Origin of the sequence: Porcincola intestinalis, from assembly GCF_009696445.1 — a bacterium.
GTDB classification, from domain to species: Bacteria; Bacillota; Clostridia; order Lachnospirales; family Lachnospiraceae; genus Porcincola; species Porcincola intestinalis.
On sequence record NZ_VULZ01000004.1, the window covers coordinates 58792 to 75982 of the forward strand.

At 45.1% G+C, this 17191-nt stretch carries 14 protein-coding genes; all 14 read right to left on the reverse strand.

Annotated features, from left to right (window positions below; all coding sequences use genetic code 11):
- Nucleotides 1-8: 8 nt before the first annotated feature.
- A complete protein-coding gene (locus FYJ35_RS05160) occupies nucleotides 9-725 on the reverse strand; it encodes an IspD/TarI family cytidylyltransferase (RefSeq protein WP_154524153.1) in 717 nt (238 codons plus the stop codon).
- Between the two features lie 67 nt (nucleotides 726-792).
- A complete protein-coding gene (locus tag FYJ35_RS05165) occupies nucleotides 793-2220 on the reverse strand; it encodes a CDP-glycerol glycerophosphotransferase family protein (RefSeq protein WP_154524156.1) in 1428 nt (475 codons plus the stop codon).
- Between the two features lie 32 nt (nucleotides 2221-2252).
- Nucleotides 2253-4343, reverse strand: a complete 2091-nt coding sequence (locus tag FYJ35_RS05170) for a hypothetical protein (protein ID WP_154524159.1) — start codon at nucleotides 4341-4343, stop codon at nucleotides 2253-2255.
- A gap of 84 nt (nucleotides 4344-4427) precedes the next feature.
- Entirely contained in the window at nucleotides 4428-5312 is an 885-nt protein-coding gene (gene rfbA, locus FYJ35_RS05175; RefSeq protein WP_154524162.1) for a glucose-1-phosphate thymidylyltransferase RfbA, read from the reverse strand.
- A 49-nt stretch (nucleotides 5313-5361) separates the two neighbouring features.
- Nucleotides 5362-6525 (reverse strand): UDP-galactopyranose mutase, encoded by a 1164-nt coding sequence (glf, locus tag FYJ35_RS05180; protein WP_154524165.1) that lies wholly within the window; start codon nucleotides 6523-6525, stop codon nucleotides 5362-5364.
- Between the two features lie 275 nt (nucleotides 6526-6800).
- Nucleotides 6801-8645, reverse strand: a complete 1845-nt coding sequence (locus tag FYJ35_RS05185; protein WP_154524168.1) for a DUF4422 domain-containing protein — start codon at nucleotides 8643-8645, stop codon at nucleotides 6801-6803.
- Nucleotides 8642-9934, reverse strand: a complete 1293-nt coding sequence (locus FYJ35_RS05190; protein WP_154524171.1) for an ABC transporter ATP-binding protein — start codon at nucleotides 9932-9934, stop codon at nucleotides 8642-8644. The genes FYJ35_RS05185 and FYJ35_RS05190 overlap by 4 nt, the downstream gene beginning before the upstream one ends.
- Nucleotides 9934-10707, reverse strand: a complete 774-nt coding sequence (locus FYJ35_RS05195) for an ABC transporter permease (protein WP_154524174.1) — start codon at nucleotides 10705-10707, stop codon at nucleotides 9934-9936. The genes FYJ35_RS05190 and FYJ35_RS05195 overlap by 1 nt, the downstream gene beginning before the upstream one ends.
- Nucleotides 10708-10942: 235 nt before the next feature.
- Entirely contained in the window at nucleotides 10943-13195 is a 2253-nt protein-coding gene (locus FYJ35_RS05200) for a DUF4422 domain-containing protein (protein ID WP_154524177.1), read from the reverse strand.
- Between the two features lie 15 nt (nucleotides 13196-13210).
- The gene (locus FYJ35_RS15360) at nucleotides 13211-14137 is read right to left on the reverse strand and encodes a glycosyltransferase family 2 protein (protein WP_154524180.1); all 927 of its coding nucleotides are present in this window, start codon (nucleotides 14135-14137) and stop codon (nucleotides 13211-13213) included.
- Nucleotides 14134-15144, reverse strand: coding sequence for a glycosyltransferase family 2 protein (locus tag FYJ35_RS05210; protein ID WP_154524183.1), 1011 nt, complete (start codon nucleotides 15142-15144; stop codon nucleotides 14134-14136). Before FYJ35_RS05210 ends, FYJ35_RS15360 begins: the two co-directional genes overlap by 4 nt.
- Nucleotides 15141-15950, reverse strand: coding sequence for a glycosyltransferase family 2 protein (locus FYJ35_RS05215; RefSeq protein WP_154524186.1), 810 nt, complete (start codon nucleotides 15948-15950; stop codon nucleotides 15141-15143). Before FYJ35_RS05215 ends, FYJ35_RS05210 begins: the two co-directional genes overlap by 4 nt.
- Before the next feature lie 28 nt (nucleotides 15951-15978).
- Entirely contained in the window at nucleotides 15979-16407 is a 429-nt protein-coding gene (locus tag FYJ35_RS05220) for a DUF2304 domain-containing protein (RefSeq protein ID WP_154524189.1), read from the reverse strand.
- 30 nt (nucleotides 16408-16437) lie between these two features.
- On the reverse strand, nucleotides 16438-17139 hold the full coding sequence (locus FYJ35_RS05225) for a glycosyltransferase family 2 protein (protein WP_328597048.1): 702 nt from the start codon (nucleotides 17137-17139) through the stop codon (nucleotides 16438-16440).
- Nucleotides 17140-17191: the final 52 nt, after the last annotated feature.

The window sequence follows — 17191 nt, forward strand, 5'->3', positions numbered from 1 at the left end:
AAATACCCTTACTTCAGCCAGTTATCCCTGTCCATCTTCAGATACGCCTTGAACATCTCCAGATCATCCTTCGTTGTCAGCTTGATGTTCTTGTCAGAGCCCGCCGCAAAATACAGCCGCTCCCCCAGCTCCACCATCATGGTGTTCGTGTATGAGGAACCCTTGATCCCGATCCCCTCCGCGAATGCCTTGTGATACGCCCAGTCCAGCTTCCCGAACTTGTATGCCTGCGGCGTCTGTACCCGTCTCAGCGTCTCACGCGGTATATACTTCACCGTCGAGATCTCGTCATCCTTGACGAAAATCTGCTCATTGTAGGGCATGGAAGTGACGCCATTGCCATACTTCCGGCACGTCTCAATTACGTCCGAGAGCACAGAAGCATCCACCAGCGGACGAATGCCATCGTGGATGATGACAATATCATCCTCCGCACACTTGTCCTCCAGGCCGTAGACACCATTCCGGATCGATTCCTGTCCGGAATTCCCGCCCGGCACGATCCACTTCAGCTTGTCGATACCGAACTGCTTTGCATACGCCCAGACCACATCGTGCCATCCGTCGATGCAGACCAGCTCAATCGCATCGATCAGCGGGTGTTTCTGAAACCCCTCCAGCGTATAGATCAGCACCGGCTTGTCATACACATTGATAAACTGCTTCGGAATATCCTGTCCCATGCGGTGGCCGGAGCCACCCGCGATAATCAGTGCAACGTTCATATATCCATCCTCATAAAAAATGTATCATAGACGTCCACCATACCACAAAGTCCAGAATCGGGCAATCTTACGTATCTACAGCTCCGGAAGTCTCCCTATCTTCCCCGAAGCAATGTTCCCTGATCCTCTCTGCAATGCGCGCGGTCGACTGCCCATCGCAGGCAGACAGGTACCGCTTCAGGAATGCATCCCTTTTCTTTGCCTGGCTACCTATCCAGCTCGCTGTCTGTCCCCCGTTCCCTGATTCCAGTGCCCCGTCATCCACTTTGCTTTCGCCGGTGCACAATCCCGGACCGTCATCTCCTGCAGCCCGTCTGACCGCATCTGCCAGCCTGTCAGCATCCTTCACAATCTCTCCCGGAATCTCATGGATATCCATGTAGGTTCCACGCTGCGCCATGTAGGTATCGAGATCCGGAACATATAGCACCAGACCACCATGCACGCCCAGGCTGCCATGCAGATCCTGCTGATTTCGAATCTGCGCTGCCAGCAGGTACTCATAGATCAGAGACGAATAATCCGCGATCAGCACATCCACAACCGGGTAAAGCTGCTCCGTCGGGATCGGGCAGTGATTCTTCACCGCCTTCCGTGCCTCCTTCATATGCGGGTGCACCCGTGTCAGGACAAGGTACTCTTTCCCGAGCTGTCTCTGAAGCTTCTCTGTATCCAGATCCATCAGGCCCGGCTGCCCCGCATTCCCGCGAAATGTCGGCGCCCAGAGCACAACCTTCCGGCGTTTTCTCAGGCTGTCTGTCTTTCTGCCGCCCCTGGCTCCTGTCTCCCTTCCGCTTCCAGCTCCTGCCTCTCCGCCACTTCCTGCATCTGACTCTCTGCCACTTCCAGCACCAGTTTCCTCGTAGACGTCCGGGTACAGCTCCCGGAACGCCTCAATGCACCTGTATCTCCATTTTCTCGAGAAATACAGGTCTGTCCGGCTGACGCCAATCGCCTGCACCTCCCCGTGTGTCCGGTGCATCGCGGACGAAAATGGTTCCACCGCCGCTTCCGCGCTGACGGTAACCAGGCTCAGGTTCCGGTACACATCTCCATGATACCCCTCCGGAATATCGTCCTTCGCATCATACCCGAACTTCTTATAGCAGCCGCAGGCATGCCACAGCTGGACAACCATCGTGTCCCTCTTCTTCCGGCAGGAAGCAACCGGCAGGAAATTGTCGCAGACAACGACCACTGAAGCTCTGGCGTACAGTTTCATGAATCGCGTCGAATATTCCATGACCTCCGCTTTCGACGCCCTGCCAAAATCCAGGTACATCTCTACGATATGGTAAGCCGGCTGAACACGGCTCTGTTTCAGTCTCCGGTACAGCAGCTCCATCGCTTCCGGCCTGCCGTCATGGTGGGCATCCGCGAAGACAACCAGATTCCGCTCTACCCTGCAGCAGCGGTGAAGGTCATACACCGCCGGCAGATACACATTCTGAGAAAACATCTTGGCCTGCTGCTTCAGCTGAAATTCTGCTCCCACAAGTGTCTCCCTTCCAGTATGCCATTGCAAGGTCACGCCGCCTCATCCGCATCCTCATCTTCGGCAGGTTCCATTCCGACACTCCCGCTGGTCCTGCTTCTTTCTGAAGCGGTCTGACCGGCTGTTTCGATCTCATCCCCTGCGCTGGTTTTCCCATCTGTATTCCTCAAAACAGGAACTGCGTTTTGATTCATCTGCTTCATCAGATCAAGGCCAGCCACCATCCCATTCTCATACCGGACTTGATACAGCTGCCCGTCCGAAATCTGATCCGGGGTGACGTTCATAACGAATACGGTCTCCAGATTCTCCGCCAGATATTCATCCGCCGCGTACAGCCAGATGTACTGATAATTGCCCTCCGCAAGAATCTGCGGCAGATTCTCCAGCTTCGGCGTATCATACTCCTGAATCCGGATCTCACAGCCGTTCTCCGTGAAGCGCCACGGATCACTCAGGTAATTGCTGGACTGCCTGCCAAGATGGTAGAACGCAATGTTCTGCGGATACTCATTATCGGTGCGCTGATTCAGGAAGTAAACCCTCTCTCCTTGCACCGCCTTACTGACTTTCCTGACTTCCGTATTGGCCTCCGTGATGTCCTCGCTCCCGCTGATCTGATAATCATTGAATGCCGTCGCAGACGACAAGAACTTGTCATTGATTCCCCAGGAAAAGAACAGAAGAAGTCCCAGTGCGCCTGCCTGAACAATCCTGCGCCTCGTCGTCACTCTGGAAAGAAGGAGCGTCTCACCCCCCTCTTCTGTGACACTTTCTCCTGCGGAAAACCACAGCGTCAGCACAATCATCAGGTCATAGATCATGAGAATGCTGAAATACCGCTTGATACCCCTGACAATGACCGCCTCCTCATAATTGAACAGGCAGATATAGGACGCCGCCAGGAACACAAGAAACAGAACCGCTGTTGCAATGAGGTACCCGATCCTTGCTTTCGCTGCATTCCTCCTCCCAGTCAGCCAGCCAAGCCCAATCAGCAGGACGAAGAACAGCAGCATGAACATAAATGGATAAAGTTCGAGCCTGGACGCTCCGCCGAGCTTCTTCCCGAAGAACGCATTGCCAAGCGCCCCCATCACTCTTACAGCCTTTTGAATAGAAGGCTCCCCCGCGTTCAGCAGCTTCTTTACAGATGCAGGGAAAATCCCGGGGACATAGCCCTTGCAGATCAGGAGGAGAAATGCTCCTGCACCTGCTACGACAAGGAGCAGAAGAGCAGCTTCCACAACACCTGTCCTCACACGAAACCTTCTATCACGAAATCTTATGTTTTCGATGATCCTCTCTGTAAGTAAAAACAACGCAACGATCAGCGCCATCAGAGCGCCCACATAGGACTTCAGAAATACCAGCGTAAGGAGACCTGCCACCAGAACGATCGTCTCCTGCTTCCTGCGTTCCTCTTTCCTGTTCAGCCACCAGCCTGCAAGCCCGCCTGCCCAGGCGGCCGCCGGAAGATCTGTATACAATGTTTTATAAGGATACAGATAAAGCGAATAAAGCGACACAAACAGAATCATACTGTATAGAAGAACAGACTTCCATTCTTTCTTACCCTTGTAAGACCAGGGCAATAGCAGCCCAATCCACAGCATCAGAAAAGAAGCCGCATACATCCCTTGTTCACTGTATCCGGTCAGCTTCTGGAAGAAAAGCTGGAAGAACGATGCCGCATAAAACTGCCCTGCGATTCCGATCTCCGTCCAGTTAACCAGACGGTCCTGTTTCTCCATATACCGAACTGTTGCTCCCCACAGATGGAATTCATCGATGTGCTGAAGCGGTGCATGCCAGAACATAGCCATTCCATAGAGTAAAACCAGCACAAGTATCCAGAATACCGGTACGTTCCATGCATTCCCGATATCTCGTCCCCGGATTTCAGCGATCAGATTCCAAAAGAGACCAACGACACCCAGCACCACCAAAATCGCTTGTCCATAGAAAAAGGTTCCTGTCTTTCCACTTAGAAAAAGAAGCCCCACCACAACCGAAACCGCCAGAAACATTCCTTCGCCAAACCTGACTCGCAGTAAACGCATCAGGAGAACCGCTATTCCTGACAGAATGAAAAATCCCGGGATCATCATCAGTATGTTCATATCGCTTCCGATCCTTTCACTTGACACAAAACAAAAATCGGCGCAACCACACTGATCTCAACGGGCTGCGCCAGAATTATCTACTTACTCTGCATCTTCCTGCTCCGCGGCAATCCCGTACAGGTACTGTCCATACTGCGTCTTCTCAAGAGACTTCGCCTGTTCCAGCAGATTGTCGATTGTAATCCAGCGCTTTTTCAGCGCCACTTCCTCTATGCAGCCAATCATCTTCCCGCTCCGCTGCGCCTTCCGGATCTCTCCCGCAGCATCATACAGGCTGTCAGCCGTCCCTGCATCGAACCAGGAATATTCATCACCGAGTGTCACGACATTCAGCTCGCCCCGCTCCAGATACGCATTGTTTACGGATGTAATCTCCAGCTCACCTCTTGCGGATGGCTTCACCTGCCGGGCAATGTCTACAACCCTGTTATCGTAAAAATAGAGCCCTGGAACAATATAGTTGGACTTCGGGTGCTTCGGCTTCTCCTCAATTGAAATCGCCTTCCCATCCTGGTCAAACTCCACAACGCCAAACGCCCTCGGGTCTGGGACATAGTATCCGAATATCGTCGCACCCTTTCCGTTATCCAGCTTCGCTGCCGTCTTCAGTTTCCGGTTAAATACCGGCCCGAAGAAGATATTGTCACCAAGCGCCAGACATACGGAATCGTCTCCGATAAAATCCGCTCCGATCAGAAATGCATCTGCAATGCCCCGCTGCACCTTCTGCTCTTTGTATTCAATCCGGATTCCAAGCTGCGAGCCGTCCCCAAGCAAATCCTGAAATGGCTGCACATCATCTGGCGGAACAATCACAAGGATGTCCCGGATTCCCGCCTGCATCAGCACTGATAGAGGATAATAGATCATCGGTTTGTCGTACACCGGAAGCAGCGGTTTGCAGATCGGAAGTGTGATTGGATACAGCCGGGTTCCCTTACCCGCAGCCAAAATAATACCTTTCATGCCTCATCCTCCATTCCTGATTCCCTCGTCAGACCAGCCCGCCGAATTCTCACTCGGCAAGCACTTTCCTGCTGAACTGCAGCGACGATGCTATAACCTTATCCATATCATAATACCTGTATTCTCCAAGCCTCCCGCCGAACAATACCCTGTCCTCCCGATCGGCAAGTGTGCGATACCGTTTATACAGGTTTTCATTCTTCTCATCATTGACCGGATAGTACGGCTCATCGCCCGGCTTCCACTCAGAAGAGTACTCGCGGGAGATCACTGTCTTCGGAAGGTCATTCCCATCCGAATCCTTTCCAAACTCAAACCACTTGTGTTCAATGATCCTTGTCCAAGGGGTCTCCCTGTCCGTGTAATTGACCGCTGCATTCCCCTGGAAGTTCGGGGTATCAAGAAGCTCCGTCTCAAAGCGAACACTTCGGTATTCCAACGTTCCATGACTATAGTCATAAAATGCATCAATCGGTCCTGTGAAGACCACTTTCTCTGCAATCTGATTCCAGTGTTCTCTGTCCTTCAGATAGTCCTCATTCAGCCGGACCTCAATGCCCTCCAGCATCCTTTCGACCATCCGGGTGTATCCGCCCACCGGAATCCCCTGGTACAGTGCGTTGAAATAATTGTTATCAAAGGTCAGACGCACCGGCAACCGACGAATGATGAATGCAGGAAGCTCCGTGCATGGTCTCCCCCACTGCTTTTCTGTATAGCCCTTGATCAGCTTCTCGTAGATATCTGTCCCGATCAGAGAAATCGCCTGTTCCTCCAGGTTCTTCGGCTCGAATGGCACATCTGCAGACAGTCCCCTATCCTGCTGTTTCTTGGCTATATAATCCTTCTTCTGCTCTTCAATCTTTGCAGCTGCTTCCTGTGGTGTCACAACGCCCCACATCTTGTTGAACGTATACATGTTAAAAGGAAGCGAGTACAGCTCCCCATGATAATTTGCAACAGGCGAGTTCGTAAAGCGGTTGAAAACAGCAAACCGGTTCACATAGTCCCACACTTCCTTGTCATTCGTGTGAAAAATATGCGCGCCATAACGGTGGACATGGATTCCTTCCACGTCCTCCGTATATACATTGCCGGCTATATTCGGCCGTTTGTCAATCACAAGAACCGACTTGCCTGCAGCCTTCGCCTCATGCGCAAAAGTAGCGCCAAACAGACCTGCCCCTACTACCAGGTAAGCATACTCTGACATGTTAATATTCTCCTATTATCCAGATTCAGGCTCTTGTTTTAACTTTCATATTAAAATGATTTAGGTCCCATAAGATCGTAGTGCTACTTCGATATAAAGTACTTTTCCATCTTTGCTCTGCTCTTTGACAAATGAATACTTTTCAGGAATCGATTGATTTTTCTGCTAGTCCCCAAGAGCCTGTGGATTGGTCAATGGTCGCCACTATAAAACTTTTTCCGCCCAAATCAAATATTATGTTAGTTTAGAAATTCGCTAAATCAATTAAAAACGAATCAATTAAAAATTTTACTATAAATCACATCTAATATCGCTCTCCTATGGGTTCCAGCCGGAAAGACACGATTTACTATTGGCCTTGCTTTTGGAAATCCCCTCCACTCCTTTTTTGCAGCTACTGCTTCCTGATATGCCAAGCGTTGGATTAAGACTTCATAATAAATCGAATTTCTTGCGTACTTCCAGAATAATTCAGCATAATCTGAGTACGGTTGCTGCCATGGCTTATCAGGCCCTGCGTAGTGAATTATTTTAGGATGACTTCTAGCATCCATATACTCATCTCGTAAATATTTAGGCGCTCTGTTGATAATATTCGGAATACGTATTCCACGCCAATTTGTCATAACATTCCAAGACATATCTATAATCTTTGTTTTATCCTGTGCCAAAAAATTTAGTACATCTTGATCAAGAAGCTGCCATTTGTATGATGCAGCGAATTCTAACATTTCTTTTGTACTGTACGTATCTCTGAATTCCTTTAAATTAAAAAGTAATACCCCAGCCTGAAAGTATTCGTACGGCTGTTTAATTTTTAGCACATTATCCATGTACTCTTTCTTATCTGGTTCAAATCCATTATACAAACCAGCTGTATCTGCATCATGGCATCCTGCAAGTAGATAACCGTCTATATCTTCATTATAAAGCTCTGCCAAATCGGCATTCACAACAATATCCGAATCTAGATAGAGAACTTTATCGTAATCAGGTAAGATACTGGGCATCAGCAATCTAAAGTATGTTTCTAATGCAAAGTGTCCCCGTAAAAATAAATGAGCAAATTGCTTCTCATATTTGCTTACATCAAGAAAACGCAATGATACATTATTAATGTCAGAAAACTGTTCAGAAAGTCTTCTCTTACTTTCTGGTGATATATCCCGATTCATGATAATAATATCGTAATTATAATAACTCGAAATATGATCCCTTATTGATAAAAGCAATGTTGACACATATGGAACATAATAATCATTTGCAGAAAGTGCTATTGCAATATTATGTTCAGCGTACGCTGGTATAAGTTGAACTTCCGGATCTGTATTTAAAAAAGCAACTGTTTGAAGCTCTTTGATAGAATAGTCTCCATGGTCTTTTAAATACAAACAATATATATTCAACAATCTTTCTGCCAGATGTCCTGGTGTTCTGATTGCCTCTACTGAATAGTCTTTGTAATCTATTCTTTTATCACATTCTTTAAGTATGTCAAAGAGCCACTGACTATAGTTCTCAAAAATTTGTTTTTTCATAATGAACATGTTGTTTAAATAAGTCATATGTCCATTTTCATATTTTTCCGCATATTTAACAAAGTCCGGATATTTCTCATTTAGAACATCCATCATAATATCCAGATCAGTAGCATGTAAATATCCAGATCCCAGGTATTGCTCTCTCATATTTTTGCCCATATGGGGCATTTTCGTAATATCCTTTTTTTCGGGGAGTATAATATCATATCGTTCGATAAGAGATGATATTGTCTTCCCATCAAGTCCATATTTTTTTTCTGCTGAGCGATCAAGAATGTCTTCTACTACATTTCCCCAAATATCAGTTTTATACCTTTTCACTGTATTAAATGAGAGATATCTGCGATAATGAAAAAATCCGTAATAATCCTGATCAGTGATATTCTTCCATGCAAAATACTGTGCAGTTAACTCGCAATATCTCGGATTGCTTAATGATATATTATCACCCACGTCATCGTATATCATCCCTTCAAAACGTTCCTTGCGCAATGCACTACCAACTTCAATCGGTTTTAAAATATCATTTTTTATGAAAGAGCATTCTTTATGACAAGAAATAAAAATTGTACTTTTCATAGCTGATCTCCTTTTGTTAAACTCCACTTATTTTCAATAGCAACAGGTCTCGACCCAAATGAATACTTTGCAGAAACGTGAAAATAGATAAAATGTGTCAAGCAATCGAAATCTTCCCCCTCCGGAGAACGAATTACCGCTTCTAGAATATACTCACCAGCTGCTAACGGTAGATGTGTCAATCGCATTGTCCCCTGCCAAATATGATCAAGATTTAAATAATACCCATACTGTAAATAGCTTTCAAATGACGCTAACCATATTCCGTCTTTTGTAATGATGTTAAATATCACATTTCCCTTCAGGTTCTTACGTTCAGATACAATTGAAAATGTAATATTAGCCTCTTCATTATAAAAAAACATCCTACAAGGTTTCCCCCCCGCATCTCGAAGAGAGATCTCCTGAAATCTTGCAATCATGTTTCCAGATCTACGGGCACTACTACCTGCCTGGTTCGTAATTTGCTTAATAGGATACTGGACATTAGGATCCTGAATAACAGTTTTAAAAAGCTCTGACTCCTCCATTCTCATCCTAGCTTGGGCCATATCATCCATTGCAGTTAAATAATCACTACATACCTGATATGCATCACCATCTCTGCGTATTTTACCCGCATCAAGCCAGATCACACGATCACATATGCTTTTAATTTGATCCATTGAATGAGATACTATTACAATTGTTGTTCCAGCTTTTTTTATTTCCTCCATTTTATCGAAGCATTTTTTTTGAAAGTTAGCATCCCCGACAGCTAATATTTCATCTACCAATAAAATATCGGCACTGACATTAATTGCTATTGAAAATGCCAGTCTCATATACATTCCTGAAGAATACGTTCTGACAGGACTATCAATATACTCCTCTAGCTCAGAAAACCTAATAATATCGTCTAATCTCTCATCTATTTCGTGCTTTTTTAGTCCAAATATGGTAGCGTTAATGTAAATATTTTCTCTTCCTGTCATATCCGGATGAAATCCAGCTCCTAATTCAATCAAACTAGATATCTTCCCATGCATGTATATGGTTCCGGAATCTGGATATAGTATCTTATTCAATAACTTTAGTGTAGTGCTTTTCCCACATCCATTATGTCCGATTAATCCAAGGGCTTGCCCCTTTTTCACCGTAAAACTAACATCATTAAGTACTTGATTCAAAACATAATTATGCCTTTTTCTAAACAGCACCCAATCCTTAAAAGTATGACTTTTGTCTTTATATATCCGAAAGTTCTTACTAACATGGTTTACTTCTATTGCAATTTTATTTGTGTTCATTACAGTTCCTCTGCAAAACGTTTTTTAATTTTATTGAACACTGAATACCCAATCATCAGTATTACAATACCCTCAATGAGAGGAATCAAATATTCTCGCGGAGCAGTCCACCTATGAAAATATAGAATATCATGGTAGCATGTTATTACCTGTGTAAGTGGGTTTAAAAACAAAATTCGTTTCATTGGATAAGTAACATCATCCAACGAATACATTATTGGAGTCGCCCAGATCCACGCCATAAGAACAACCTGTATAACATACTCCAAGTCACGAAAATACACAGTAATTGCCGATACAAAAAATGAAGCACCTAAGCACAAGATCAGTTCTATTAGAACAACAATCGGTAACAATACGATTTGGTCTGAAAACCCAATTCCCGAAATAACTAGGAACACTGCCATGACTGCAAAAGATAGTAACATATTTATTAATTTTGCAATTACCTCTGATATTACTAGTACTTCTCTAGGAAAATATATTTTTTTCACCATTTCAGCATTGTAGATAATTGCTCCTGTTCCCTGTCCTAACGAGTCAGAAAAAAAGGTCCATGGTAATATTCCTGACATTAGAAAAATATAGAAATTGGGCATATTGTTATGGAATATATTTGTAAAAACAAGAGAATATATTAAAATTTGAAAAAGCGGACCTAAAAAAGCCCACAAAAATCCAAGCACTGACTTCTCATATTTTCCACGCAGTTCACGTCTCACCAGACTCCAAATCATATCTCGATAGCTATAAATCTCTACTATATTTTTCATATGTTCTATTTGCTACCTCAATTATCCATTATGCCAATAAAATCTATTCCTCTTTATTCCGCATACAACTTTCTATAACAATTCAATTATTAGAAGAAAAACTATTATTTTTCTACCTAAAGAACCATACTCCAAAGTATACCCTATAATACTTAAGGCTAATGTTATATATCAACTATATGCGCTAGAAAAAGAACAACCACAGGTTCCCAAATAAATAATGCGTCCACCTTTCCTATGCTGTTATCTGATGAACGAGCTTCATCATAGAGACCAGGACCTTTCTGGTTGTCTTCTGTTCTGGTTCTGTATGCGAAAACACAACACTCTGAAGCTCTTTGACTTTATACCTCCCATTTCTTCTGATTCTGGTGAAATATACCCCCCACAAGCGCTCCGCGATATGCCCTGGCGTACGCAGTTTCTGGTCGTTATACTGACTCATGTCCGTCCTCTCACAGAATTCCTTTAGTATCGGGAAGAGCCACTCACAATATTCTTGAAATATATCTGCCCGGCAGACGAACATATTGCAATAGTATGCTGTTCTTCCGTTTAGATACTCCATTGCGTCCTGGTAATATTCTGGTGATCGTTCCTTTATTATCTCCAGCGTACGGAGAAGGTCCTCCTCCTTTAAGTACGGTGCAGCCGCATACTGTTCTCTGACTGTATACGGCTGAACTGCCTTCACAGACTTGCTCCGAATACCATCCTCCGCACCAACCACTCTTCTCTTCACAGTCACGATATCGTACTTCATCATCACATGCTGAATGTTTTGATCCGTCCATCCGTACCTGTCCATGATCTGACGAGTGAAGTGCTGGTTGTCCAGAAGAAATGGTTCATATACATTACCATATCTGTCTTCCGGATAACTTTTCTCAGAGAAACTCAAATACCTTCTGTAGTGAAAAAAGCCATAATAATCAGCCTTTAAATTTTTCCACGCCCAATATTGTGCTGTCAGTTCACAGTAGGACTTATTCAGATAAGATATCTGATCCCCCTCATCGTCATGAAGCATATCTGCATATTTCTGTTCACTGAACACTGCTCCGACCTGAATCGGCTGCAGAACAGTTGAACGAATTGCTACTGACGGCTTATGGCAACTGATCAGGATTTTTACATTTGGCCTTTTTTTCGCCTTCTCCTGTTTAGCAGCTTCACTGTAAAGCCCAATATACTGCTCTGCAACTTTTTGGATATCATACCGTTCTGCCACTTTCTGTGCCACTTTGCACATTCTTTGATATCGTTTGGGATCTTCCGCAATTCGGACAATTGCCCTCGCCAGTTTTCTGACAGGAACGGCGCCCTTTTCCGTCAGTGGAAATGTATAACCTGCGGCTCCTGATTCTGTTTTCACCATCTCCGGGATCTCTCCCAAAGCTGATGCCAGCACAGGCTTTCCACACATAAAACTGTCAATCAATGACAGTGGAAAGCTCTCGCCCGCGTATTTGGAGGGAAGAAATCCCATATCAGATGCCATCAGATACTGCCTGGTGTTATTCTGTGCTCCAACACAATGTATGTGTGAATCCTTGATATTTTTCAGTCCATCATACGCCTCACCATCCCCGACAAGAATCAGATGGATCGCCACTGTTGACCATTGGTTCGCCAATCTTACGGCTTCAACTGCTTCTTTCCAACCCTTTTCCCAGATTGCACGGCTGACAAGACATAGAACAAAATCATCCGCCCCTATTCCCAGCTTCTGCCGCTCCACAGCCATGCCCCCGCCAGATGGAAGACCATTGGGGATCTTCGTAAAGCGTTTGTCAATCTGTATTCCCGCCTCTTCAAACGGCTCCAGATTTTTATCCGCAATATAGGCAAAATAGTCCGTATACGGAGAAACAGATTTCACCAGCATTCTTCTTCTCGGAGCATCAAGCGCCTCATACATTCCATGAAGTGTGATAACCAGGCCTGCATCCATCTTGCCGGTTTCGATTGCCCGCGCGGTCGCGAGGTCGATCATTGCGTGGTGGCTGTGAATAACCTTGATGTTATAATCGTTCGTAACCTGCGAAAGCTGCGCATAACTGTCAAGTGAAAGACATGGAACATCTGGATTCACCAAGGATCTGATTCTCGGATCCTCCTTTTGCATACCGCAGCTGATCAGTATAACCGGAACCCCTGTTTTCCAGAGGCAGTTTGCCAGATTAATCGGGAATATTTCCCCACCGCCAATCGCAAAGCTGTGAAGAGCGATTCCGACAGACGGATATTTTCCATCTGCAGACCGCTTTCTGAACATATCAAACGCCTTCTTGTTGTTTTCTTTGGCTGTCAGCCAATTGCAGGCAATACTGCTATGTTCAATGTTTTCAGAATCAACAGCATGCTTAATGTCATCAATCCACTTTTCCGCCACTATTTTTTCCAGTTCCCGTCCAAGCAAACCGGTGTGACTGACAAGAACATTCTTCAGATTATAGATGCTTTGTGAAATATCTCTTCCACCCATACTGAACACCAATAATTACCTTCCGCTGCGCAGATATTGCAGGTACACTTCTGCCGCGTCTCTAGTCCGCTCAAGACGAAATTTCATCTGAGATATACTTGTATGATATGTATGCCTGGTCGCCGCTCCGCTTTCATGAAGAGCCTTTAATTGAGGTACATATCGAATCAGATATCCCAGTCTCTGACACCTTAACGCAAGAATATATTCCTCATAAAAAAACATCGTTTCTGGCTGAAATGCTTTTTTCTGTTCCGCTACAAAGGCTGGTGTTAAGATCAGACAAGCCCCAAACGGGACAATATTCTCACATGGTTCTGTTTGTTTTTTCTGAATGGTGCACCGTTCCGTCTCCCTACGGTCCCATCTTCTCAGATAAGGGTATGACAGTGGAAAAAGTGCCAATGCTGCACGATTCAGTCGAATCGTATGCATCGCTTCCTTTTCTGTCCGAATCCGTGTATCAAGAGGATTCTGATGTTCCTGCGTATGAGCTTTCACAATATCCGGAGCCAGCACATAACACTTCTTTTTCTGATATTCACAAGCCAGTATTTGGAGAAAATCCTTCTGCGGAAACACAATATCATTGTTCAACATAAGGATAAAACCACAACCCTCATCCCGTGCGTACGTATACCCAAGATTATTGGCCTCGGAAAACCCACCTTTGCCATCGTTCTTTAAGACTATGATGTTTGACTGTGTTTCGAAATGTCTCCGTGTGCTCTCCCGTTCTTCCGCACTTCTTTGGACCTCGTTGTCCACAATCACAATCAGTGTCTGCTCCCATCCTACCATACGAAGAATCGATTGTACGCAGTTATCCGTAGTCGTCATGTCACCATAGTGCAGTATCACAAAGCCGACTCTGTTATCCATACATCTCTCCGTATATCTTCTAAAGCTTCTTTTTACTTTAACTTTTTTATGGCTCTTCATATCATGCTGAGGAGATCTGCCACGGGGTAAATGAGTCTTGTATAGATCAGCATACGCATAACAGAAACCGCCATCCTCTGGATAAACGGAATATCCAAACTCGAGCGCAGGTTCATTTTCGAGTTTCTCATATAATCCGGCAGATACGTTTCAACGATCCGAACAGTGTACTTCGCGATCCTTCGAAGCATCTTTCTGTCCGCCCCTCTCGCAAGGTCAAAAAAGCATGTACTGAGAATCCGCATCACAAATAGCTCGAAGAACTCCCGGTCATTTACAATTCCGATCTTTTCCGCCTTCGTGATGGACTCTTCCAGCGACCGGAGCGGCAGATTCCAGGTTTTCAGCCCGCGGAATTTTCCCATCGCTGAATCCGCATGCTGAACATATGCATATCCCGCATACGGAAGGATTTCGATCCTCCTGCACACTGCACTGAAAAAAAGAGCAACCGGCATATCCTCACCGCGCTCCCCAACCGCGAATCGGACATGATACTTTTCCCAGATCTGTCTCCTGTAGAAATGAGAACACGCAGCCGAAATCCGGAATGTCCACTCTTCATGGACACCCCTCTGGTAGTAATCCGGAACGATCCTCTTCAGAATTCTTCCATCTTCATCCACATAGCACAGCCCGCAGATCACCATATCTGCTCCTGTGTTTTCACACCTCTTTTGTAGTCTTTCAATATAATCTCTGGCAATATAGTCATCCGAATCTACAAATGTCAGATATTCCCCTGTCGCTTCCTCCAAGCCACAATTTCTCGCCGCAGATGTTCCTCTGTTTTCCTCACACAGAAGCCTTATACGATGATCTCTTCCGGCAATCCCCCTGATGATTTCGGTTGTCCCGTCTGTACTGCCATCATCCACAACAATCACTTCCAGATTCTGATATGTTTGCCTCAGAATCGAATTCAAGCACTTCTCTATGTATTTCTCTGAATTGAAAGCCGGGACAATGATTGTTACCAGACCTCTCTGAACTGTACTCTGATTCATAATTTTCCATTGATCTCATTCGATTTTTCAGCAGACTGATAGAAATGTTCAATAATTCCCGCGATCCATTCAGGCCAGAACTTCCGATACATGTACAAATCCTCGACTCTCCGCTGATCTTTCTCAAGCAGCTGTGATGTTGTCGAATCCCTATGAATCCTGTGCAGCATCAGAGCAGATGGAATATAGGCAAACTCCCCTTTCTCGCGGGACAGTTTCTCCCATGCCTGCCAATCAATGTTGCTTTTCATATTGTTCTCAAAGACGGGAAGACTGACATTCTTTTTTACAATTGTCACTGACGGGCAGCAAATCGCAGATCCCATTGAAAGAATTCTACGCCTGACCCAGATGCTTCTCCGGCATGCTTTTATCTTCAGAGGACTCAGCATCAGACGCTTAACTCGCAACAGCCGATTGCCACGTACAATCTTTCCACCCCGCAGCTCGTCGTAATCAGTGAACAAGATCAACGGATGACTGCAAAAACTAGCCGTTTGCAGAACCGCTTCCAAATAGTGCCTGCCATAGATATCATCCTGATGGGCGATCGTGACAAGCGGAGTTTTCGCTGTCTCGATCGCAAAATTCCAGTCGCCTGCAATGCCGGCTTCACCATGGTTGCATATAAGAGGTATCTGATACTTATCAGCAGTCTTTCGGATAAATGTATTCGGAGTTGAGGTAACAATTATCACTGAGGAACAGACGGTCTGACCTGTGACTGAACGGATACAGTCCTCCAGATAAGGGCTTTCCTTATATGCACATATCACAAAAGTGTGATCCTCGTTCCCGTATTTCATACGATCACCTGTGTTTCCGATGATGTCATCAGGACTTGTGAGGCTGATCATTCTCTGAAACAGCTGTTTCCGTACTCTTCGCATCCATGCTCTTAATCTGCTGCTCTTCCTCTTTACTGACCTGCTCATCCGCATGTGAACGAAGCGCAACCTCTGCCGACAGCACCGTCACCTTATCCTCTAGCTGCGAAGTAATAATAGACAAGGTAAACACTTTCTCAATCAGAAGAAAGATGATAATCAGAAAAATCAGATTCGCCGGAGACTGCATCTGGAATACGCCTGTCAGCCAGTATGTAAATTCAGGGCAAATGCCCATAATCAACAGAATTGCTGCAAAGCATACCCAGAATATGGCATCTTCCATCTTCACCTTGCATTTTCGTATTTTCAGAAGAATCCACCATGCTGAGAACACAGCAGCGATCAGAAGCATTATACGCAAAACTCTGGACATCGTCTACTTTCCTCCGTCAAAAATACAGCACTAAGTCTCGTTTTTCTTTCTGACCCACTGGAATAAAAAGATAGAAAACATCATCTGCAGCATATACCGTGCAGAAGCCAGTGGATTTTTATAAATACTAGTTCCAGCAGTCCGATCATGCATTTGTACCTGAATTTCTTCAATGTGAAATCCGCAGTTCAAAAGATATGCCAGCGTGTCTGGCTCCGGACTGTAATGAATGTCATACCCAAACCGTTTGATCATCCGTTTGTTGAACAGTCTCATTCCACTTGTGACATCCTGAATTTTCCTGCCTGTTGTCATATGGATTGCGCCACTAATGATTCTGCTTCCCAACATCCGAAGGCCGCCCGGCTTTTTTTCAGTCTTGAACCGTGACCCGATTACGATGTCGCAATCCACCTCTTCCATCAGCCCAGCCATTGCAGCGATATACTTTGGATCATGCTGTCCATCACCATCGATCTGAACAACATAGTCGTACCCGTAATAGTTCGCATATCGCATTCCGGCTTTGATTGCACCTGACAGTCCTACGTTTACAGGAAGGTCGAGGAAATTATATCCCCGGCACGCACAAATCTTTCGAGTATCGTCAGATGAGCCGTCATTGATGACAACATAGTCATATTCTGGGTATTTCGTAATCAAATTGTCAACAACGCGCTCGATGTTTTCTGCTTCATTATAAGCAGGGATAATTATTAATATCTTTTCTATACTCATTTCAGACCTTATTTATTTTTGACACTCACTTTTTATATCAATAACC